Origin of the sequence: Pyrobaculum sp., from assembly GCF_049971835.1 — an archaeon.
Lineage (GTDB): Archaea > Thermoproteota > Thermoprotei > Thermoproteales > Thermoproteaceae > Pyrobaculum.
Genome location: NZ_JBMFKV010000004.1, coordinates 1 through 20,716, shown reverse-complemented (window position 1 = coordinate 20,716; position 20,716 = coordinate 1). Strand labels below are relative to the sequence as shown.

21 protein-coding genes and 1 tRNA gene are annotated in these 20,716 nt (G+C 54.9%); 6 read left to right on the top strand and 16 right to left on the bottom strand.

The annotated features are described in order from the left end of the window. Positions 1-30: 30 nt before the first annotated feature. The 3 genes from ACP5J3_RS00905 to ACP5J3_RS00895 are packed head-to-tail and all read right to left on the bottom strand — an operon-like array spanning position 31 to position 2,700. On the bottom strand, positions 31-453 hold the full coding sequence (locus tag ACP5J3_RS00905; RefSeq protein ID WP_428493916.1) for a universal stress protein: 423 nt from the start codon (positions 451-453) through the stop codon (positions 31-33). Next, on the bottom strand, positions 446-1,477 hold the full coding sequence (locus ACP5J3_RS00900) for a type II glyceraldehyde-3-phosphate dehydrogenase (protein ID WP_428493915.1): 1,032 nt from the start codon (positions 1,475-1,477) through the stop codon (positions 446-448). The genes ACP5J3_RS00905 and ACP5J3_RS00900 overlap by 8 nt, the downstream gene beginning before the upstream one ends. Beyond that, positions 1,474-2,700, bottom strand: coding sequence for a phosphoglycerate kinase (locus ACP5J3_RS00895; RefSeq protein WP_428493914.1), 1,227 nt, complete (start codon positions 2,698-2,700; stop codon positions 1,474-1,476). The genes ACP5J3_RS00900 and ACP5J3_RS00895 overlap by 4 nt, the downstream gene beginning before the upstream one ends. 115 nt (positions 2,701-2,815) lie before the next feature. On the opposite strand from ACP5J3_RS00895, the gene ACP5J3_RS00890 reads away from it, so the two are divergent. Next, positions 2,816-3,391 (top strand): nucleotidyltransferase, encoded by a 576-nt coding sequence (locus ACP5J3_RS00890; protein ID WP_263246849.1) that lies wholly within the window; start codon positions 2,816-2,818, stop codon positions 3,389-3,391. Positions 3,392-3,422: 31 nt separating this feature from the next. After that, positions 3,423-5,246, top strand: a complete 1,824-nt coding sequence (locus ACP5J3_RS00885) for a threonine--tRNA ligase (RefSeq protein ID WP_428493913.1) — start codon at positions 3,423-3,425, stop codon at positions 5,244-5,246. A 17-nt stretch (positions 5,247-5,263) separates the two neighbouring features. Here the strand turns inward: ACP5J3_RS00885 and ACP5J3_RS00880 are convergent, their stop codons facing one another. Then, positions 5,264-5,437: a hypothetical protein gene (locus ACP5J3_RS00880; protein ID WP_263246847.1), complete on the bottom strand. Its 174-nt coding sequence runs from the start codon at positions 5,435-5,437 to the stop codon at positions 5,264-5,266. A gap of 152 nt (positions 5,438-5,589) precedes the next feature. Between ACP5J3_RS00880 and speD the strand changes: the two genes are divergently transcribed. Both speD and ACP5J3_RS00870 read left to right on the top strand, forming a co-directional pair. Further along, positions 5,590-5,976, top strand: a complete 387-nt coding sequence (speD, locus tag ACP5J3_RS00875) for an adenosylmethionine decarboxylase (RefSeq protein ID WP_428493912.1) — start codon at positions 5,590-5,592, stop codon at positions 5,974-5,976. 20 nt (positions 5,977-5,996) lie between these two features. Further along, positions 5,997-6,908 carry a thymidylate synthase gene (locus tag ACP5J3_RS00870; protein ID WP_428493911.1) on the top strand — a complete coding sequence of 304 codons (912 nt, stop codon included), beginning with the start codon at positions 5,997-5,999 and terminating at the stop codon, positions 6,906-6,908. Between the two features lie 2 nt (positions 6,909-6,910). Here ACP5J3_RS00870 and ACP5J3_RS00865 read toward each other — a convergent pair whose 3' ends face one another. From ACP5J3_RS00865 to ACP5J3_RS00820, 10 genes are all read right to left on the bottom strand, one after another. After that, positions 6,911-7,867, bottom strand: coding sequence for a hypothetical protein (locus tag ACP5J3_RS00865; RefSeq protein ID WP_428493910.1), 957 nt, complete (start codon positions 7,865-7,867; stop codon positions 6,911-6,913). Beyond that, entirely contained in the window at positions 7,839-8,315 is a 477-nt protein-coding gene (locus ACP5J3_RS00860; protein WP_428493909.1) for a hypothetical protein, read from the bottom strand. The genes ACP5J3_RS00865 and ACP5J3_RS00860 overlap by 29 nt, the downstream gene beginning before the upstream one ends. A gap of 225 nt (positions 8,316-8,540) precedes the next feature. Continuing rightward, positions 8,541-8,636 (bottom strand) — tRNA-Ser (locus ACP5J3_RS00855). A gap of 226 nt (positions 8,637-8,862) precedes the next feature. After that, entirely contained in the window at positions 8,863-9,306 is a 444-nt protein-coding gene (locus tag ACP5J3_RS00850; RefSeq protein WP_428493908.1) for a molybdopterin-guanine dinucleotide biosynthesis protein MobB, read from the bottom strand. Then, on the bottom strand, positions 9,303-9,605 hold the full coding sequence (locus tag ACP5J3_RS00845) for a PadR family transcriptional regulator (RefSeq protein WP_428493906.1): 303 nt from the start codon (positions 9,603-9,605) through the stop codon (positions 9,303-9,305). The genes ACP5J3_RS00850 and ACP5J3_RS00845 overlap by 4 nt, the downstream gene beginning before the upstream one ends. Further along, positions 9,602-10,657 carry an inositol-3-phosphate synthase gene (locus ACP5J3_RS00840; RefSeq protein ID WP_428493905.1) on the bottom strand — a complete coding sequence of 352 codons (1,056 nt, stop codon included), beginning with the start codon at positions 10,655-10,657 and terminating at the stop codon, positions 9,602-9,604. Before ACP5J3_RS00840 ends, ACP5J3_RS00845 begins: the two co-directional genes overlap by 4 nt. A gap of 64 nt (positions 10,658-10,721) precedes the next feature. Further along, positions 10,722-12,647, bottom strand: coding sequence for a (Fe-S)-binding protein (locus tag ACP5J3_RS00835; protein ID WP_428493904.1), 1,926 nt, complete (start codon positions 12,645-12,647; stop codon positions 10,722-10,724). Positions 12,648-12,748: 101 nt separating this feature from the next. Beyond that, positions 12,749-13,405 (bottom strand): CRISPR-associated protein Cas4, encoded by a 657-nt coding sequence (cas4, locus tag ACP5J3_RS00830; RefSeq protein ID WP_428493902.1) that lies wholly within the window; start codon positions 13,403-13,405, stop codon positions 12,749-12,751. A 6-nt stretch (positions 13,406-13,411) separates the two neighbouring features. Then, on the bottom strand, positions 13,412-14,950 hold the full coding sequence (locus ACP5J3_RS00825; RefSeq protein ID WP_428493939.1) for a GTP-binding protein: 1,539 nt from the start codon (positions 14,948-14,950) through the stop codon (positions 13,412-13,414). A gap of 71 nt (positions 14,951-15,021) precedes the next feature. Continuing rightward, positions 15,022-17,181, bottom strand: a complete 2,160-nt coding sequence (locus ACP5J3_RS00820) for a sodium-translocating pyrophosphatase (RefSeq protein ID WP_428493901.1) — start codon at positions 17,179-17,181, stop codon at positions 15,022-15,024. 100 nt (positions 17,182-17,281) lie between these two features. Here ACP5J3_RS00820 and ACP5J3_RS00815 point away from each other — a divergent pair, with 100 nt between their 5' ends. Next, positions 17,282-19,585, top strand: a complete 2,304-nt coding sequence (locus ACP5J3_RS00815) for a V-type ATPase 116kDa subunit family protein (RefSeq protein ID WP_428493900.1) — start codon at positions 17,282-17,284, stop codon at positions 19,583-19,585. Continuing rightward, the gene (locus ACP5J3_RS00810; protein WP_428493899.1) at positions 19,586-20,251 is read left to right on the top strand and encodes a methylenetetrahydrofolate reductase; all 666 of its coding nucleotides are present in this window, start codon (positions 19,586-19,588) and stop codon (positions 20,249-20,251) included. On the opposite strand, the gene ACP5J3_RS00805 is transcribed toward ACP5J3_RS00810, so the two are convergent. Together ACP5J3_RS00805 and rpmC are read right to left on the bottom strand one after the other, a co-directional pair. Further along, on the bottom strand, positions 20,248-20,490 hold the full coding sequence (locus ACP5J3_RS00805) for a ribonuclease P protein subunit (RefSeq protein WP_263246831.1): 243 nt from the start codon (positions 20,488-20,490) through the stop codon (positions 20,248-20,250). The genes ACP5J3_RS00810 and ACP5J3_RS00805 overlap by 4 nt on opposite strands. After that, positions 20,490-20,696: a 50S ribosomal protein L29 gene (gene rpmC / locus ACP5J3_RS00800; protein ID WP_014287392.1), complete on the bottom strand. Its 207-nt coding sequence runs from the start codon at positions 20,694-20,696 to the stop codon at positions 20,490-20,492. Before rpmC ends, ACP5J3_RS00805 begins: the two co-directional genes overlap by 1 nt. Positions 20,697-20,716 lie beyond the last annotated feature (20 nt).

Genomic DNA, 20,716 nt, shown 5'->3' with positions numbered 1-20,716 from the left:
CCTACTCCACAAAGTATCCGTAGACTAGAGTTACCGCAGTATTAATACTGAGGTGTTGGCTGCCAGCGCCACTGCTATGGATGTGCTGTTGTACAGCAGGGCGGAGGCTCCGTAGTAGCCGCGTGAGAGGAGGATTACCATGTCGTAGGTGTTTTCAGACAGCTCTTTGACTATTTCCGAGGCGACGGTCTCCCCCTCCCCCATTTTCCTAGTCTTGAAGTGGTACCTCACCCCCCGCTTCCCCACGAAATCCTCCACTGTCTTTCTCAGCTCCTCTGAAGCATCCCCCTCTGTGGGGGCCACGTATAGGAAGACTATCTCTGCGCCGTATCTCTCGCCGAAGTCCACGGCCACGTTTAGCAACTCTCTAAGCCTCGCGGGGCTCATCGGCGAGATGGGGACTAGAATTCTCCTGAATTTGTAAGCCAGCTCGTAGAAGGGCTCGTCACCCATACCTTTTCCCCTCTGTTATCAGTTTAAGTGTTTTGTCTGTTTTCTCGATAGAGCGCCACTTGGGCATGGCGCCGAATATAGCTCTTATCGCGTCTATGTTTTCCGGCACGACGATGGACTCTTGGTGGACGCCGTACATTAGGTACAGCTCCCCGCCTCTGACCGTCACGGAGTCTCTGAATATGGCAACCTCTGGAAAGTCGCCCCTGGGTCTGCCGAGATCTCTTGCAAATTCTATAACCTGGGCGAGGCTTTGGAAGCCGGCGCCCACGTCGGCTAGGAAGAGCCGCGGCGTCTTTGCAAAGGCCTCGAGCACCGCGTCTCTGGTGTAGCCCCCGTCTAGCTCGACGTACGCCATGTGCATGTGCATTATCGTGACGGGCACCGCGACGGCCATGGTTACGATGTCTACGTTCCGCAGTATTGTCTGGACGTCGGGGCCGTGGTGGCTGGGGACGCTGGCCGGGTTGGGGACGACGTCGTTTATAGGCCCCTTCTTGTGCTCCTTGGGGTCGGCGCCGCGCCTGGCGATGAATATCCTCGCCTTTTTGATCCCTATGCCGTTTAGCATCAGCGACGTGAGAACTCTCGTAATGCCAGTGGTGTTACAGCTTACTACTCTCACATAGCGCTTGCCCCTCGCCTCTTCGTAGTTGGCGAGGGCGTTGAAGCTTACCTCAGCCACGTCGGCGTCCTCCCCGCCTTGAAACACCACGGGCTTGTCAAACTTGCTGTAGTACTTCTCCTTGTTGTCTCTGCCGACGTCCTCGGGAGAGGCGTCTATTATGACGTCGGAGGCTTTTATCAAGTCTTCTATCGTGCCCGCCGGCTCGATGCCGGCTTTTCTAAACTTGTCCAGCCTATCCGGCAGAGTGTACACTCTGAAGCCTCTTTCCAGCGCCACCTTCGCCTCGTAGTCTGGCGTCACCTTCAAGACTCCGGAGATTTTCATGTCGTCTTGCGCCGCCACGGCGTCGGCGATGCGTTTGCCTATTGTCCCGTAGCCAACTATTCCCACTTTCATATTCTAAACTTCTTCGCAGATGTTAATAAGGCCTTCACCGCAGGCATCTCCTCTCCGCCTATGGTCTGTATGAAGGCTCTGCCTCCCGTGGATACATGGAAGGCTTTGTCCAGCACCCCGGCCTTCTCCGCGGCCATTATTGTGTGGCCGCCCCCTAGTATGAGCTTTCTACGGGCCGCCGCCTTTAACAACTCCAGTGTGCCCACTGCGAATTTCTCGTCCTCTATATACCCCATCGGGCCACTGAATATTACAAGCTCGCTTTGGTCGACGAGCTCTTTAAAGGCTAGGATCGTCAGCCTTCCTATGTCCAGCGGTGACTGGGCTAGCGAGTAGACGTCCATGTCCATCCTGCCGTTTTGGTTCACGGCGAAGTCGACGGGCGTGTGTATCTGCCCGCCGTATTTTGCCAGCAACTGCTTCGCCTTGTCTATGTACGGGAGGTAGCCGCCCTGCTCCACCACCTGCTTAAGCGCCGTGTTCAACACGCCGTGTTTAGCCACGGCGAAGACAAAGCCCACGAGGCCCCCCACCGCTACCTTCTCCACGAAGCTGTTTTTCAACAACTGCTCCACAGCCTTCAACGTGTCTGGTATCTTGGCCCCGCCGGCCATCAACACGACGCCCCGGCCCTTCTTCTCAAACACAGCCCCCAGCGCTCTGAGCTCCCGCTCGAATATGGGGCCGGCGCATGAGGGCAACACCATGGGGAACCCCACGACGCTTGGCTGCGATCTGTGGGCCACGGCGAAGCCGTCGAAGACGAAGTAGTCGGCGAGGGGGGCCAGCTTCCGCACTAGAAACGTGTCGGCCTGGGCCTCGGGGACTTTTTCAATAACCTCCTCAGCTAGCACGCGGACGTTCTCCAGTAGCAGTATCTCGCCCTCCCTGAGCTCCCGTATCTGCCTCCTCGCCTCTGGCCCAATGACGTCGTCGACGAATTTTATCGGCTTTTCCAAGTACTTCTCTATGTAGGGTTTGTGGAGGTCTAGAGATGTGAAGTCGTCTTGGCCTGGTCTGCCCTGGTGCGCCAGGACGACCGCTTTTGTCCCGGCCTCGGAGGCGACGCGTAGCGTGTAGGCGTGCATGCGTATTCTGAAATCATCTACTATCTTTCCATTTACAATAGGCGAATTTATGTCAATTCTAATAATTAGGGTTTTTCCTCTATGTAGGCATTTGTTTATATTTGGAATCTGATCTACTATTTCATTAAGCAACATGTGGAAAGTTATTACTAGGGTTAATAAGTATTACTGGCTACACCCACTATTTATTAATATATAGTATATTTAGGATGAGCCACAAACTGTTATTAACAAGTGCCTCTCTGGGGCTATGCGTCTTGACAAATACAAAACCGCGCTTGAAAAGGTGGCGAAGAGTCTGAATGAGAAAGGCGTCGAGCACGTGCTGATCGGAAGCGCGATCTTGCCCTTTCTCTATAATATAGACTACGACCCCAGGGACTTGGATATTTTTGTAATTAACAAATCCACAGTGTTGGATAACGAGCTGTTTGAGGAAATTGCCGAGGAAAACGACTGGGATATGGGCACCTCTGACCACGGCACTATATACTACGAGTTGATAGTGGGTGGGGAGACCGTAAGGGTAGATCTGCTGGAGAATATCCTAGACATATATATACCGCCGGAGCTTTTGGCAGACCTCAGAGAGGTCGATGTCGACGGCGTCAGGGTTAGGGCTATCGGGCTGGAGCAACTCCTCGTCTTGAAGGCCAAGATAGCGACTAAGGAGGCTGAGGATTTCATAAACGAGGTGGCTAGGTACGTGCTGGAGCGCGGCATCAAGCTCGACTACGACAAGATAAGGAAATACGCCGGTGCGTATCCTGAAGACGCCGAGGGTATTTTGAAGAGGCTTAGGAGAAACGGGATCTACGTAGAATAAACAGTTATAAAATAGGCGGAAGGCGGGTAGTATGAGAGTTCTCTACATACACGCCGAGCGTTTTAGCTGGGAGCCCAGAGAGCCGGCTCTCGACATCAGAGACGAGCCGTCTTCCGGAGCCGCCTCCAACGCCTTGGTGGTCTTCGTCTCGGTAGAGAGGGGGGACACCGCAGACGAGGGTTTTCTAAAGGCCGTGGCGGGCGACGTGGTGGACATGGCGAGGAGGATCAAGGCGACCTCGGTGGTTATATACCCCTACGCCCACCTCTCCAGCGACTTGGCTAGGCCTTACGTGGCGAGGGAGGTGCTAGATAAGCTGTATGAAGCGGTTAAGTCGCAGTTCGGCGACGGGGTCTACAAGGCGCCCTTTGGCTACTACAAAGCCTTCGAGCTGAAGTGCCTCGGCCACCCGCTTTCGGAGCTCAGCCGGAGTTTTAAGCCTGGCGAGTCTAGGAGCGAGAAGAAGGCGGAGGAGAAGAGGGACTACTACGTAGTCATCACGCCGTCGGGGGAGGAGCACGACCCCGCCAAGTTCGACTACGGCGGCTACGGCGATTTAAAAGCTTTGGTGGAGAAGGAGGTTTTTAAGAAAGAGCTGGGCGGGGGGGAGCCCAGGTACCTGGAGTACCTCAGGAAGTTCGGCTTTGAGTGGGAGACTATGTCAGACGCCGGCCATATGCGCTACGCGCCTGAGGCCACCGTCATGATGGAGCTGGTTGAGGACTACGCCTACATAGTGGCCAAGTCGCTGGGGATCCCGGTGTTTAAGATCAGAGGCACCAACATGTTTAAACTCTCGGAGCGCGCCATTGAGTCCCACGCGAGGCTCTTCGGCGAGAGGCTCTACATCGTGGAGTCTGACACAGATTTGATACTTAGATACGCCGCCTGCTTCCAGCAGTTCGCCATGGCGAAGGACTGGGTCATAAGCTACAGACACCTCCCCTTCGGGATGTTGGAAATAGCCGACTCCTACCGCCACGAGCAACCCGGCGAGACGGTGCTCCTGTTTAGACTTAGGCGTTTCTACATGCCCGACCTCCACATATTTACAAAAGACCTGGGGGAGGCGATTGAGGTCACCTACAAACTCCACGAGGCTATATTTAGAGAAATCGGGAAGCTGGGTAGGACCTACGTCTCTCTGTACAACGTCACAGAGGACTTCTACAAGACCCACAAGAGCTACCTAGCCGAGCTGGCCAGGAGGGAGGGCAAGCCCATTTTAGTGCGGGTCCTCCCCGGGCAGAGGTACTACTGGGTGCTCAACGTGGAGTTCCACATAGTGGACGAGCTGGGGCGGCCTAGGGAAATCGCCACTTTTCAAATAGATGTGGGCAACGCCCAGCGCTTCGGCATTAAGTACGTAGATGAAAACAACCAGGTGAGGTACCCCGTCATTATCCACACAGCTATCTTAGGCAGTGTGGAGAGGTACCTCTACGCGGTGTTCGACACCATGGCCCTGGCGGAGAGGCAGGGCAAGACCCCGAGGCTACCCACGTGGCTCTCGCCGGTGCAGGTACGCGTAATCCCCGTCTCTAGAGAGAACTTGAAATACGCCATGGCTGTAGCCGACTACCTTGAGGCCGAGGGCATCCGCGTCGACGTCGACGACAGGGAGGAGACTCTGTCAAAGAAGATTAGAGACGCCGAGACCAGCTGGGTGCCATACATCGCCGTAGTCGGGGCCAGGGAGGAGGCCGAGGGGATCTTGGCTGTTAGGGAGAGGGGCGGGGGGCAGTACAAGGCGAAGCCGGAGGAGCTTATGAGGAAGATCAAGGAGGAGCTTAGGGGCTATCCACAGAGGCCTCTCTACATGCCGAGGCTCCTGAGCCAGAGGCCGTCGCGGTAGCTCTGACTGTCTGCTTATTATGTTTTTCCGCACTGGCCTAGGGCGGTGCACACGGGCTCTAGCCTCATCAATGCGTCTAGGGCGCCGCCAGTGAGGCGTATCTGCTTTTTCTGTTTGCTCCAGCTCTCCACGCCCAGCGTCTTCAGCACCGCCGCCGTCCTCGCGTAGTCCGCCCCGCGCCTACGACACAAATGTAGTAGCTATCCCCCAAGCGGTTCACCGTCAACTACTCGGACCGTTCATATAAGTAACCCTCGAAGCTCCTGAGCCAGAGGCTTTTGGAGTTACCGATATATTTATTCAAGCGAAAAGTTTATATAGGGGTACCTACGGCGCGGTCGCAATGCAAGCAACAACCCAGACCCAGAAGAAAACCCCCGTGGTGGGTAAGCACGTCTACGGCGAACTATACGGTGTCGACGAGGGGTTGCTCCGAGACGAAGACCGACTCCGAAGGGTCGTTATAGAGGCCGCCCATATAGCCAACATGCACCTGGTTGAGGTGAACTCGTGGAGGTTTAAAGGCGGCGACAAGGAGGGGGTTTCCGTAATCGCGCTTGTGCTGGAGAGCCACATAGCGATTCACACATGGCCAACCTACAGATTTGCGACGGTAGACGTTTATACATGCGGCGAACACTCCGACCCAATGGCCGCCTTTAGATACATAGTATCGCAACTATCCCCCAAGCGGTTCACCGTCAACTACTCGGACCGTTCATATAAGTAATCCTTCTCTTCTTTTCCCCCGTGTCCAACATTCTACTCATCGTACTGTGGCGTAGGGCTGAGGACCTGCCCCTGGATATCCGCGAAAAGGCGGCTTACGTCGGCACCGCGTATTCGGCAGACGTAGTGAACCACGTCATTAAGGCTCTCTACGAGACCTATACACACGTCGACACGGTGATTGTATACGGGCCTGATCTCAGCGGCGCGGGCGACTACGTTGTGCAGGCTCTGAGAGGTGAATGTAACGACGCGGTGAGAGTCCCCTGTCAATACATAAAAGAGCTCGGGGTCCAGGTGGTGGATCTCAGATGGAGAGACGACAACACGCTGAGGGAGGTCGTGGCGACGCTCTACAAGCCGAGGAATACGCCCGCTAGGGAGAGGCGCGAGGTCGCTCTAGAGCCTCCGGACAAGAGGCTACAGTACCAGGGACCCCATGTGATCTACGACCCGGACCCCGCCACGCTGAGGGCCAAGGCTGTTGACTATATCTTGACCTACGGCGTCGAGACTAGAGACGTCATCTACAGCGTCCTGATACTACAACGTGGAGACGGCGGGGGCTACGCGGCGGGGCCGTGCGACCTCTTAGAAGACTGGCCCTGCGGCTTGGGGAGAGCCGACGTTTTCATGGCCACCCCGGCATACGTCAAGAAGCGGGAGCTACAAAAAGCGGCCGCCCTAGTCGACGTGGGAATCTACGGAAGAGATGTATACGACCCACACGGCAATTTCGTCTTAGCCGACTCGCTGTATCACTACAGCCCCCGCGGCGTGTTGCTTAGACAGATAGAGCTGACAGAGGTCAACGTAAGGAGAGAGGCGCAGAAGCTGTTACCAGACCACGCATTCTACCTGGGGAGGGAATACGCAGCCTACAGAATACTAAAAGAGAGGTACGTACAGGACAGGTGGAAAGGCGAATTCTGAAACTAGATACGTCTCAAAAAGTCTAGAATTCTTTCAGCTACTTCTCTTGGGGAGCTGTACTTACCCTTCACAAGCGCGTAGTGGTGGCTCTGCCAGTATATGTCTGTTCTCTCGGCGGCTTGCGGTAGGAGTTCCACCAGCTCTGCCCTAAGCCCCTCGTCGAAATATCTGGCGAGGGAGCTACGCGGCACGGCCCACACAGCTCTTAGATCTAGCAACGCCTTTAACACATCGTGATCCACATAGCCACGTCTCAGGGGGTCTACTATCTTGCGCCTAGCCTTCTCCGCCAGTTGCCAAGCTACTGAAGAGATTTTAAAGCCGCCGTACAGCTCAACGGGCGGGTTTAGCTCCACCGAGACGCCGATTCTCAGAAAGTCTACCCTAGGCGTGTCGACGCCCAGAACCTCCGCCGATATTCTCTTCACCTCAGCAACAACGTCGTAGCCGACCTCTACGCCCATACGCCGTAGGTAAGCCCACAGAGGCACGCCCGACCACCTGGCCACCACGGGCACCCTCAGCGGCAGTAGGTATGGAAAGACGTCTTTCTCAACGTCGTGTTCAAGCAGACCGAAATAGACGTGCCTCCCCGCCCATACAGCAACTGCGTGTCCCTCTTCCACTAACTCGCGGTTCGCCTCAGCCACCATTTCTAACACAGAAAGCTTAGAAGCTGGCGTAGGCGGCGCTGTATCTATATCAAACGTAAATCTAGGCGGCTCTCCTATGTCTGGCAACACGACGTAGTTTATCGAAAAGCCGCCTCCGATAACGAAGCCGCGTCTATTCATAATCTGGGAATACCTAATCATGTAGGCCACCCTCTCGCCATCAGAAAGCAGTTGCTGAGAGGGGGCGTGCGGCCAGCCCAGCCGTGTCAGTACCTGCCTAATCTCGTCGATGGTAGGGACTAGCCGTAGAACTTCTCTAAATTGACGCAGTGTCCCTCGCCCCATCCTCAAGTATATACCCCGTCGCCCACCTAGCTACGTAGTTAAGCCACGGGAGAAATTCCTCGCGGTACGGATCGAAGGCCCCCCAGGAGACGCTCCGACCTCTCAGCAACATGTCCCACACCACCAACGCGGCGAGAATAGCCCTGCCCCGCGGCCCAGACAGCGCATAGATCTTATCCACGTCGTAAAGCCCCCGAGACCACAGCAAATCCACAAGATAAGGCCCGGCCTCTCCATAACTTAAAATATCTGCATAACATTGCTCCACAGTACAAACATAGCCGCCGTAATCCGGAGAATACTCCACCTCTCGCCTATCCATATCGTTGACATATACATCCGCCTTAACAAAACCCCGAGCCTTCACATCCGCGATCACCATAACTCTGTCAAATCCCACCGCCTTCTTCAACCAGGGAATTACGTAGTAAAACACTGCCCCACTCACCAACAAATCACAGCCTAATAAATTAAAATTTTAATTCTAGCAAGGTTGCGCCCCCACGTCGGGCGCCCGCCTATGCGTGCCGCCTACACGCCCCAGCCCACACACGGCGCCGCACTGCAACAAGCCCCGTCTGGAGCCTACGTCGTTTCAAACCCACCGTTGTATAGCCACTCTACACCTAGCCCTCAAGATCCTCACGGCGCTAACGGATTTTGTGAAGAAAGGCGCCGGGGGTGGGATTTGAACCCACGCCCCCTCGCGGGGACGGGATCTCCTGCGAGGCCTCAAGTCCCGCGCCTTGAGCCGCTCGGCCACCCCGGCTACCAACGCACAATACATCCTATATTAAAAATTTGTCCAAAGAAGCTGGCTTACAGACTGCTCTTAAATTTATGCACTATTCGCCGTGAGCATGTGGAAGCCGCATGCGATATTCATTGCTATATCAACGGCGTATGTGCCCTCGGCGCTTGTGCTAGCAAAGGCCTGGCCGCGTCGCTGTGCGGCCTTAGGCGGGGGCTGTGGTGAGCTACGGTAGCTGTTGTTTCTAGTCCGCTACCTTTCTGCCTCTGTATGTCGCTACTACTGCGAGGACTTTGCAGATGTCTTCTTCTACGCACTTAACCTCGACTTCTCCTTCTGGGCCTTCGATAACTACGTCGGCGTCGGGGGGCGGGTCTGGGCCTATGTGGATTTTGTAGCCGACTTTTTTGTCGCGGAGCCCTTCCACCACCACGTACTCGGCGTCTACATCTCTGCAGTCTATAGAGCGGGTGTAGAGTACATATATCTCGCCGTTGTAGAACAAGACCTTGTCCGCCCCGGCTCTCCTCAGCCTATGCGTGTCTTTGGTGGGGGGCTCGGGGTCGTGGTGGCTTATCTTTATGGCGGCGACGGTGTATCCCTCTTCTTTTAACTTTGTAATTATTTTCTCAGCCAGCGCGGTCTTGCCCACGTCTTTGCCCCCGGTGAGCTGTATAACGCAGGTCATGTGAGGAGTTGTAACAAGTTGCGGAGGTCATCGACGGCGTGTTTTAACTTCTCTCTCGCCTCCTCAGAGGGGGCGTATAGCTTTCTCCCCTCTCTCTCCACCTCGACCAGGACGCCGTCGGCGACCATCCGCTTGATGAGGACGTAGCCATATACGGCGCTGATGTTGAAGCCGAGCTTCCTCAGCTCCTGTATTATTGCGTATCCATGTAGCGGCCCCCTCTTGTCGAGTACACTCACTACATATAGCCAGAGGTTGCCCTGGCCTATGCAACGTTTAAACCGCTGGTATGCCCTCATCTATCTCGCTTCCCCTCTATAAACTCCAGCACCGCTCTGTAGGCCTCGTCTGGGCTCATGTGCACTGGCGGGTTTTTGAAGCCCCAGGCAGATGCGCTTATCAGCGGGCCGCCGACTCCTCTGTCTAGCGCGAGCTTCGCCAGCCTCACCGAGTCGGTTACAACCGCGGCGCTGTTCCACGCGTCGTGTACGTCGAGGGTGGCCTCTATCCTTATCTGGAGGCCGCCGAATATCTCCGCCTCTATTAAGGTATGCGCTATTTTTCTATCGCCGAGGAAGCCGATGTGGGCCACCGGCGAGATGTAGGCGTCGAACTCCTGGCCGAGGGCCATCATCTTCACCGCGGCGGTCTTCGTCTTCTCCTTATCCCCCCGCCTATACATCAGGTTAACGAAATCCGGGGTGCCCCCTACGTTTATCTGGTAGGTATGCCTAACCCTGACCCCCCTAAGCGCCAGCAACCTCACCAAAGTTTTATGCAGGACGGTCGCCCCTATCTGGTTCTGGGTGTCGTCCCCGAGGAGGGGCACCCCCCTCTCGGCGAATTTCCTCTGCCAGTACTCACTCGTCGCTATCGACGCAGGCATGGCGTTTACAAAGGCGGCGCCCGCCCTAAGCGCCGCTTCTGCATAGGCCTCAGCCGCCTTCTGAGCCCCAGTGGGCAGGTAGTTAACTACAACCTCCGTATTTGTCGAGTTCAGCTCCCTGACCACGTCCTCGACGGTGCCCTCTACTATCTTCGGCACGAGGCCGCCCGCCGGCACGCCGTCGAGCGCAGGGCCCGGCCTCACCACTACGCCGAGCTTCGGAGGTTTGTAGACCACCGTGGCGTTGTTAGGCGGCTGGAATATGGCCTCCGCCAGATCCAGCCCCACCTTCCTCGCGTCTACCTCAAAGGCTGAGGCGAAGACGATATCGCGGGGCGTGTAGCCCCCGACGTCTCTTAAAGCCACTATGGGCTCCGCCTCCCTGTTTCTCTTGTACATCTCTATGCCTTGGACTAGGGCGGAGGCGCAGTTGCCGACGCCCACTATCCCGACTCTGATGGGCATAGCTATCTAAACAGCTGTGTTAATAAACAATTTTGTTTAGATGATGGCTTTCCCCAGCGGCGGGCTACTGCATTTTCTCGGCTACCACCTCCGCCAGATCTTTCACAGCTACTGGGCTCTCCTTTGTCCTCTTGGCGTCTGACAGCATGGCGTTGCAGAAGGGGCACAGCGTGACGATGGTCTTGGCGCCAGTGGCTACGAGCTCCTCGAAACGTATGTGGCTAATTCTCTTCTCCTCGGGGACGTCGTACCAGTAGTTGCCTCCACCCGCCCCGCAACAGAAGGTCTTCTCCCCGCTTCTCGGAGGCTCCTTCACGGGGCCTAGCTTCACCAACACCCTCCTGGGCGGCTCCACCACCTTGTTGTATCTCGCTAAGTAGCAGGGGTCGTGGATTGTCAAAAGCTCGCCGCCTGGCTTCACCGCTATCTTTCCCTCTTCAACCAGCCGCTGGATAATCTGTGAGTGGTGGTAAACCTCTAGCTTCACCCCGAAGCTGGGGTATTCGTTTTTGAAGACGTTGTAGCCGTGTGGGCAGATGGTGATGAGCTTCTTAACTCCGTACTTTTCAAACAAAGACTTGTTCGTCAGCACAATTTCCTGGAACCTGCTCTCCTCGCCGATTCTCCTCACCGGATCGCCGCAACAAGTCTCCTCGTCCCCAAGCACCGCTATCTTATCCAGAAGTCCCGCCTTCTTAAATACGCCTATCAAGGCCTTTATAATTTGCCTAGCCCTATTGTCGAAGCTACCCATACAGCCCACCCATAGTAAATATTCGAAGGTGGGGTTCTCGCCGACGGTCTTAACTCCTAACTCCCTCAACCAGTCATGCCTCCCGTAATTGCTCTGCATCTGCGTATTGCCGTATTGGCTCAACGACATCAAAAAATCAGCCTTCTTCTGATCCAACTTAGATTCAAAGACAAGACCTCTCCTAATGTCAATAATGTAATCGACATGTCTTATATAGACAGGACAAGACAACATACAAGCCCCGCACGTCGTGCACGCCCACACCTCATCCTCTTGGAGGCCCAACTCAAAGAACGGCTTGTCGATCTTGGCGCCAGATATCTTGTTTATAAAAACACGCGGACTAAGCGGGCGGCCGGCCCTAGCGGCGGGGCAGACGTCCTCACACCTATTGCATTTCGTACATGCATCAGCCATAACCCTATATAGCGGCTCCAAGTCTGCTTTAGTCTTCGCACCTACCTTCACCTCGGTCTGGCCCGTCTCGATAATCTTCTCAAGATCAAATGGTGTAGTGAGCTCCCCATATCCTCTATCCAACTCAACGTAGTTTACAAGAGATATTATCATATGTCTTAACATAGTTAATGGTATTATTGATATTAATAAAAATACTATTATTATATGGATAAAATATGAATAAATATATAAACTATGTGATGGCGCCGGAATTAAGTAGGATAGGGAAGACCACGGCGTAGGGCCGCCGAAGTAATACTCTACTCTGTACCTCTGCAGTATCATCCCAGTTAGGCTTATTATTATAAACCCTATTAATATAGTTATATATTCTCTAATATTGTCATATCTATTTTTATATTTCACTATTCTGTAAATTGCTATTATGGGGCCTAGGATTAAGAACACAGCCGCTACGTCTAGTAGATATCTGAATACTAAAAATACAGGTCCGCCATACACTATACCTACGTAGTGTGTTACAGCAACTATTATGGTAGCTATTAACGAAATACCAAGGCCTATCATCAGCAGATAGTGCGCAAGACCTCCTAGAATTTCCTCCGCGAAAAATCTTCTATGTATGATAAATTCGTAAATAAACTTATATGTTTTCTTTTTTAAAATATATTTTAGAATTATTTTAATTCTACCTAGTTCATATAGAAGTTTATTAGTAAAATAGAGAAGCAATGCCACAGATAAGGTAGCTAAGACATAAACAAAAGGGGGGGTAAACGGCGGTACGTCCATGTACTCTACGTAGCTTGGTGACATAGGCTATGGCCAGTAAGCCCTTTTTATAGATTTCTTTATATACCTAAAATACTCTGTCTACTTAATATTGATTGTTTTATCCTATTAGCATAACTATATTACTATTTAGAATATATGTTACATATTGACCTAAATAGACAATTTCTGCAACGTTCTCTGTCAACGGGAGGCGGCTCCGGACTCCTTAGAACCCTCCTTATATCTTCAAGGATTTTAGTCGCTTGGGGGTTGCGCTCTATCCTTTCTACCTTGTTTCTATAAACCAGGTACCCGAAATCAGTCCTTAACAGCTCTATATATATCTGCAACTGCTTTACGTGAGACCCCCTTGTCGCGGCTCCGCTTTTTATTTCCACAGGTATCATCCTCTCGTTGCGTCTCAACACTAGATCTATGACCCCGACCATATCGCCGAGCTCTATCTTATACTCCGTTATGACGTCCTCCATAGCTGAGAGCACTCTTTCGTATCTTTCGTGGAGCAGGCGGCCCCTTATGAGGGCGATCAGCGATCTGTGCGTGAGGAGTTTTCTACCTAGCTTCGCCTGTATCCAGAGTAGGCGAGGGCAGTATTCGTATTCGTTTATCATCGAAGGCGTGATCCGCCTGAAGTCGTACTTAACGGCGTATATGTTAGGCCACAAGATCTCAACCTGATCTATCTTCTGGAGTTCTCTCAAAGCCTCGTCAAGGGTTAATTGCTCCAGATCGTCGCACTTCACGACTTTACACAAAGGCGGAGGTATCAACACTGGCATAGACACCTAATAGGTGTTGATCACCCGGCCTAACACCCTCGTCGGGCCGTTTCTGAAGACGAAGACGCCGCCGTCTATATGCCACGGCCTAGACAGCTCTATCTTAACGACGCCGCTGTCCCCCACCATGAGCTCCCCCCTATCAATCTCCTTTATATAGCCGCCGGTCCTCACGGCCTTGTAGTGAAAGACGCCCGAGAATCCTGACCTGATGATCGTCGGGTGTCTTAAAACCAGGACCTCGGCCGTAATCTCCTTCACAGCTTTTAAAGGCCTCGTCGATATGGCCATCCCCTTCTCAATCTTATCAACCCGATCCAGAGCTATGGTGACGAAGCTACCTGCCCTGGCCTTCTCGACAGGCGTCCTGTTGAGATGTATGGACTTGACAGTTGCCTGCGCCCACTTACCGTCGCTGTAGGGCCCCACCCATATCCTATCCCCTATATGCAGTACACCCCTCTCTATCAGCCCCCCCACCACAACCCCCACGCCCTTCACGAGATAAATCTCCGAGACGTACATGAGGGGCTCCCCGTTGAGGTCCCAGCGCCTCCTTCTAGGCAAGAGGGATAGGAATTTAAGCAGTAGGTCGAGCCCGTGCCCCGTCACGCTGGAGACGTAGAACACGGGCGCCACCCGGCCAGCCGGCATGGCCTTAGCCGCCAGCACCACGTCGCTCACGTCCTTAACTACATAGGGTATTTTACTCACGCCAGGCATTTTAAGAATCTTAACAACCTCGTCGACGGTCCTCCGAAACACCTCCTCCGGGGCGATGTCTATCCTAGTCACCACCACAAACACAGGCACGCCGAGGGCTACCGCTATGCCTAGATGCTCCTTCGTCATTTTCTGGACGCCTGAGTTCGCGGCCACCACCAACATGACGTAGTCCGGCTGGGAGCTGAAAAGCCCCCTCAACGCCGTCCTTAAATACCTCTCGTGGCCCCCCACGTCGACAAGCAGAACCAGCTTGTCAGAGCTCCTATAGACCTCGGCCTCGTCTAGAGGATCCACCAGCCCGTGGTTAACCACCTTGTCGCCGCTGAAGCCAAGAAGCCTAAGCGACACAGCCGAGGTACGCCCCGCCAAAACCTCGTGCTTATACCTAGAGGCGTAAGACCTCGCCAGCCCGTTGCCGTCGTCAAGCCTGCCCGTGGTCAACACACCCACTAGAGTGGACTTGCCAGCGTCCACGTTCCCCATAGCCACCACCGTCACGGTGGGCGGGGGCTCCTCCCTACTGGCAATCCTAAGCAGAACCTCGGCCACCTTCCCCCTAATGCCATCCGACACTCTAAGGATGTAGAAAGAGGCTCCTACACGCCTAGCCATTTCCCGCAACACGCCTAACGCCCTCAGCAACTCTTCATCGGGCAGTCCCAACGGCCTCCCGTCGTTAGACACGCCGATTAGATACACCGCCTCCCCCCCGCCCTCCGCCAACCTGCGCTTCAGCTGACCCGCCAACCTGTCGACGTCCTGAGAGTCAAGAGTAAGCTTATACTCCACATTGCCCTCCTCCGACTCAGGAGGAAACACCACAAAAAATCTCTATGTCCAGTTAAAAACCTATGAACGTGAAAAAAGTTTTAGTTTTTGAAGTGACGTATTTAAAGCGGTAACAAGCCAAATGGGAATATCCCCAGCGCAATGTTGGTGAATACTATAGCATAGGCGAACACCACAGACAGCGTGTTCAACACCTTTATCAACGGGTTCAGGGAGGGGCCGGACGTGTCTTTAAACGGATCGCCGACTGTGTCGCCTATCACAGCCGCCTTGTGCATATCCGTCTTCTTAAGGCCCTGGATTTCGATATACTTCTTGGCGTTGTCCCAGGCGCCGCCTGCGTTGGCCATCAGCAAAGCCCTGGGCACGCCAGCCACAATGGCGCCCATGATGAGACCCGCCAGGGCGTTCCACCCCAGCAACAAGCCGGTTAGCAACGGCACAATTATAGCGGCCAGGCCCGGTATCAAAAACTCGCCTAAGGCCCTCCTCGTCGCTATGTCCACCACCCTGGCGTAGTCCGGCTGCTCCTTCCACTCAAGAATGCCGGGCTTCTCCCTAAACTGCCTCCTAATCTCCTCCACTATCTCCATGGCGGTCCTCCCCACAGCCTCGAGCGTCCTGCTCGTGAAGAAGTAGACCAGCGCCACACCAATGAGGGCGCCTATCAGCACGTTGGCGTTAATTACAGAAAGCCCCGTCAAGCTCTGCGACATGACTTGGACCAGGTTTTGCTTCGTAATTTGCGATGCTGAGCCTACTATTTCAAATATCAACGCCACGAAGAGGACCAGGGCGGCCAGCGCGGCGCTGGCGATGGCGTACCCCTTCGTAGTGGCCTTAGTCGTGTTGCCCACCGAGTCAAGCACGTCTGTGATTTCCCTCACCTCATCCGGCAAGCCAGCCATCTCCACCACCCCGCCGGCGTTGTCTGAGACGGGGCCGTACGAGTCCGCCGTGATTATTATGCCGGCGACTACCAGCAACCCTACGCTGGCCATGGCCGTGCCGAATATGCCAGCCAGATACTTAGAGAGCTCTCCGAAGCCCTGCACCGGGACTGTGTAGTAGCCAATCATGTAGGATACTCCGAGCACGGCGGCTATCACCGCAATTACTGGTATCGCGCTCATGAGCCCGACGCCGTATCCAGTGATGATTACAGTCGCGGGACTTATCTTAGCTTGCTCGGCAATCCTCTTCACCGGCCCGTAGCTGTACGATGTAAAGTAGTCAGTGATTTTAACAATAAATGGAGCTAACACCGCGCCGAGGGATGCGGTCGCCGCGAGCGCCAGCGCCGTGGCTGTGCCGAGGTTGAGTAAAAAGGCGCCGATAAAGAAGAGGATAACCGAGAGCCCTATGGTTGCATAAACCGCCATGTTTATCGATGAAAGCGGGTGCTTAACCCCCGACGTCTTTAGCAAGTTAACGCCGACGAACGCGGCGACCAGTGCGAGAGTTGCGAACAGGATGACGGCCTCAATATATTGCGCAGGTAGTTTAAGTATCGCCGCTAGGAACAAAGCGGCAGTCACAGTGACTATGTAGGACTCATACACGTCTGCGGCCATGCCAGCAACATCGCCTACGTTGTCGCCCACGTTGTCGGCAATTACGCCGGGGTTGCGGGGATCGTCTTCAGGTATGCCAGCCTCAACTTTCCCGACGAGGTCGGCACCAAGATCAGCCGCTTTTGTGTAGATACCTCCACCAACCCTCATAAACAGCGTGACAAGAGAGGCGCCGAATCCCAGCGCCACGAGGGGCACCTCCCACCCCTTGCCCAGAGCGGCGCTGAAGACTAGGTAGAAACCTGAAATTAAAAGGAGCGCAACGCTGGCCAGAGAGAGCCCCATGACTGCGCCGGCGCGCCAGGACACTAATAGGGCCTTGCCCATGCCGCCTGCCGCTGCCGCCTGCGCAACACGAGAAGCCGACCTAGTCGTCACGTACATACCTAGATAGCCGGCGATCATGGAACCTAAAGCCCCCACCACGAACCCTAGGGTAGTTAGGCCGAGAGTGCCGCGCGGCATATCGATAGCTATGAATATCAACGCCGCCAGCACTACCAACAGGATAGAGAGCGTCTTGTACTGCCTGAAGAGGTACGCCTTGGCGCCAGTTGCTATTGCCTGGGAAATAAAGCGCATCTTCTCGTTACCCGGATCCTGTCTCAAAACCCACCTAGCCAGATACACAGCGTATAAAACACCCAAGATCCCTACAACTACCCCAAACAAGGCGTATCCCGCCATAACGACCCATATACTTACTATTTTTAAGATTTACTACTAACGGAGTATACGTAATGACTACGTATACGCAATATTTTAAACTCCTGAGTTTCCTTCGCAAGTGCCTATTGAACGCGTTGTTGAGTTTAGAGTCGCTACAAGTTTAGATCTGGTACCCGAACTAATTTACTACATTGGGAAGACCGGCGCCGCCATGTTTGAAGAAAGACCTGAGAAGCTTCCCCGGCCCCGCGATCCCCCTCTGTTCCACAAGATTAAGAAGATAGACGAATTTCTTAATCAATTGCAGATCTACTTCCAGCCGCAACAGGTCAGCCTCCCACTCGAGCCGCTTGAGTCCCAGGTGGACTCAGTGCTGGAGAAGCTGGGCGCTGTACAGAAGGAGGTGGCGTATTACACACGCCTACTTGACGAGCTAAGAAGCAAGCTCTCCACCTCGCGCGAGGTGGCTACTGTAAAAACTCAGCAACAGCCGAGGACGGAGATGCTAGACGCCTTCGTGGCCATCCCAGGCAGGGCGTTGAAGGAGGCTGTGGAGCTGGTTAAGGCCGCCAACGCCACTGTGGCGCAGCAGGGCAACGTCCTCCTGGTGGTGGCGGAGCGGGGGAGGGCCCCGCAACTGAGGGCCGCCTTGGAGAAGCTCGGCGCCAAGGTCCTCACGTTGCAGGAGGTAGCCGAGATCGAGCCGCCCGACGTCCTGGAGGAGAGGTTGAGGAGAGTTGAAGAGGAGCTTAAATCCACGGTGCAACGGCACAGCGACTTGATAAACTACGCATACACTCTCAGGAGCGCCGCGTCCTCCATCATGGAAGTCTTCAACAAATCCGCGATAGACGAGGGGGCCGAAGTCGGCCACCTCTTCGAGTCTTATGAAAACGAGATTAGGAGAACTGAGAGACAGCTGGCGGATCTCAGAAGGATTAAACAGGTGCTGGAGGGGCTCTCGGGGAGGGAGAGCCTAAAACTGCCTGAGGGGTTCAAGCTGTATGTAGATCCTGAGTTGCCCATAGAGGCGCCGCACGTGCTCCAAGAGATAAACGGAGTCAAGGTGGCCCTTGTGAGGGGCGAGGCCAGGGGCCTCGAGGTGCCGCTTGAGTACCTCGCAGATATAAAGACGGGCAGGCAACTTGTGGAGGGCGCCATCGCCTCCGCTGAGGCGGCGCTGAGGAAGCTGAGAAGAGATTTGGAGGTTTTGGAAAAACAGTATGGCGAGCTCTCCCTCTACGGCGACAAGAGGTGGGAGGAGCATAGAGACGTGGCCACTCTAGTCTTCTACGTCTTGGAGAGAGACGTCAAGAAGATCGACGACGCCCTTTCTGAATTCGCGAGGCGGAACTCGGCGAGGTTGGACATACTCAGGAGAACGCGCTACAAGTACTTCGACAGCGTCCCCATGGAGAGAAGGCCCACCCTGGAGAAGTACCCGGCGCCGATTAGGCAGTTTACCCACATTGTATACATGTACGGAGTGCCCAGGCCCTACGAGATCAGCCCCGTGCCCCTCGTGGCGCTGATGTTCCCGCTGTTCTTCGGCTGGATGTACGGCGACCTGGGCCACGGCTTCCTGCTGTTCCTGCTCGGCGTGCTCCTAATGACTAAGCTCTACGGAGGCCGCCACAGAGACTGGGGCGTCATATGGACGGTGACGGGCCTAACCTCAATGTTCTTCGGCGCTTTTGTATACCAAGAGGCCTTCGGCTTCCCCCTAAGCGCCTTCGGCATAGAGATGCCAAGCGCCCCCCTCTTCCATCTATTTGGAGAACACCAGCTAGTGGCTACAGAAGGCGTGGTTATGGCGATTAGAGCCGCCTTCATCCTAGGCTTCTTCTTGATACTGCTGTCGTTCCTCGCCAAGTTCGTCAACACCTGGCTGAAGGGCGAGCCCGACGTGGCTCTTGGATTAATACTGCCGCAGGTAGTGCTCTTCTTCTCCCTCGCCATGGTCTTCTTCTCGCTGGTGAAGGAGGCTCTGCATCTACAGTTCATGTCGCCAATACTGCAACTCCCCTGGATCTACGTCTTCCTAGTAGCCCTCCTCTGGAGCTTTGCAGGGGCCCTGGCGCTAAGGGCGAAGTACAAGCACCACGAAGAGGCGCCGCCCATCACCGAGGAGCTTATTCTTGGCTTCGTCGAGGGGTCCCTCGGAGCTCTGGCAAACATACCCAGCTTCGCCCGCCTCGTGATCCTCATCCTCATCCACGGAGTCTTGACCAAGCTAGTCAACGGCGTAGCCCTCTCCCTAGGCCCCGCCGGGATAGCCTTCGCCATATTCGGCCACTCGCTGATAGCCACGGCGGAGGGTCTCTTCTCGCTTGTGCAATCGCTACGCCTTTCCTTCTACGAAACCCTCTCCAAGTTCTACGAAGGCAGAGGCCGCCTATTCCTTCCATTGAAGCTACCGTAAATGGAGATAATCGCCGAAATAACCCCATCTCTCAACAAGGCCAAGTTAGTAGAGAGGCTAGAAGCCGTCAGGAGGTACGTGGAGAAGGTGGACATACCAGAGGCCCCCGGGGGGAAGCCCACAGCCCACTCCCTAGCCGTCGGAGTCTTGGCCAAACAGCTCGGGCTGGAGCCCATTGTCCACATCAGGCTGGTAGACCTAAACAAGACGGCCTTCAAATCCCTCCTAGGCGGGGCACACGTCCTAGACATTAGATACGTCGTGGTGCTACAAGGCGATCCCCCCGCCGAGGGCAAGCCAGTGGGAGAAATAACAACAGAGGAGGCCGTAGCCGCCGCGAAGAGTATGGGCTTCAAGACAGGAGCCCTTCTAAGCCTCAGGAGGGACTACGCAAAGAGGCTGGAGATAGGGGCTGACTTCTACCTAGCCCTACACTTCACAGAGCCAAAGCAGCTACAAGGCCTCCCGCCGGTCGTGTACCCCTACATACTCGTCAAGACAGGCAGAAACGCTTCCATTTTAGAGAAGCTGGGACAGACGGCAGTCACGCCGGGGGAGGCCCTGGGGCTCATACACCAGCTACAAGAGGTGGCACCGGGTATAGTTCTATCCGCGCCCGGGGACCACCACGCCCTTCTACAGCTCCTGGAAAAGCTGAGGAGCTAGCGGAGCCCGCAGTCGAAAAGCCTCTTGTCGCGGTAGCCGACTAGATACATCCCGTTTACCAAGACATTATCCCCATAGACAAAAAAGTGGCAGAGAGCCTTCGGAACGGTGATCACCCGGCCGCGGGCGAAGACGAGGAACGTGTTGTAGGTCTCGCCGACAACCACCCCCCTGACCCGGTAGGGACACTTGTAGGTGGCGACCTCCCTCCCCAGCAAATCCACGCAACGAGCCGGCACTACTTCCTCAACTCCCTCTCAATAGTCAAAATCCTCGCAATAGCCCGCCGAACCTGTCTAATCCTTCCAGGCTTCTCCACGAAGCCCCGGGCCCGTTGCGTCTCCAGCCTCACCAGCTCAGCCCTGAGCTGGTTGAGAAGCTCCCTCCGCTCCTCGGGCTTCATCTCCCTAAGCACGCTGGGCTTAAGCTTCTTCTCAGACGACATAGAGGCGCGGTTCGTGGAGG

Excerpts from the sequence above, each read along its gene's own strand:
- ACP5J3_RS00905 (WP_428493916.1), bottom strand. The coding sequence starts at position 453 with ATGGGTGACGAGCCCTTCTACGAGCTGGCTTACAAATTCAGGAGAATT.
- ACP5J3_RS00900 (WP_428493915.1), bottom strand. The coding sequence starts at position 1,477 with ATGAAAGTGGGAATAGTTGGCTACGGGACAATAGGCAAACGCATCGCC.
- ACP5J3_RS00895 (WP_428493914.1), bottom strand. The coding sequence starts at position 2,700 with ATGTTGCTTAATGAAATAGTAGATCAGATTCCAAATATAAACAAATGC.
- ACP5J3_RS00890 (WP_263246849.1), top strand. The coding sequence starts at position 2,816 with ATGCGTCTTGACAAATACAAAACCGCGCTTGAAAAGGTGGCGAAGAGT.
- ACP5J3_RS00885 (WP_428493913.1), top strand. The coding sequence starts at position 3,423 with ATGAGAGTTCTCTACATACACGCCGAGCGTTTTAGCTGGGAGCCCAGA.
- speD (WP_428493912.1), top strand. The coding sequence starts at position 5,590 with ATGCAAGCAACAACCCAGACCCAGAAGAAAACCCCCGTGGTGGGTAAG.
- ACP5J3_RS00865 (WP_428493910.1), bottom strand. The coding sequence starts at position 7,867 with ATGGGGCGAGGGACACTGCGTCAATTTAGAGAAGTTCTACGGCTAGTC.
- ACP5J3_RS00850 (WP_428493908.1), bottom strand. The coding sequence starts at position 9,306 with ATGACCTGCGTTATACAGCTCACCGGGGGCAAAGACGTGGGCAAGACC.
- ACP5J3_RS00845 (WP_428493906.1), bottom strand. The coding sequence starts at position 9,605 with ATGAGGGCATACCAGCGGTTTAAACGTTGCATAGGCCAGGGCAACCTC.
- ACP5J3_RS00840 (WP_428493905.1), bottom strand. The coding sequence starts at position 10,657 with ATGCCCATCAGAGTCGGGATAGTGGGCGTCGGCAACTGCGCCTCCGCC.
- ACP5J3_RS00835 (WP_428493904.1), bottom strand. The coding sequence starts at position 12,647 with ATGTCACCAAGCTACGTAGAGTACATGGACGTACCGCCGTTTACCCCC.
- cas4 (WP_428493902.1), bottom strand. The coding sequence starts at position 13,405 with ATGCCAGTGTTGATACCTCCGCCTTTGTGTAAAGTCGTGAAGTGCGAC.
- ACP5J3_RS00820 (WP_428493901.1), bottom strand. The coding sequence starts at position 17,181 with ATGGCGGGATACGCCTTGTTTGGGGTAGTTGTAGGGATCTTGGGTGTT.
- ACP5J3_RS00810 (WP_428493899.1), top strand. The coding sequence starts at position 19,586 with ATGGAGATAATCGCCGAAATAACCCCATCTCTCAACAAGGCCAAGTTA.
- rpmC (WP_014287392.1), bottom strand. The coding sequence starts at position 20,696 with ATGTCGTCTGAGAAGAAGCTTAAGCCCAGCGTGCTTAGGGAGATGAAG.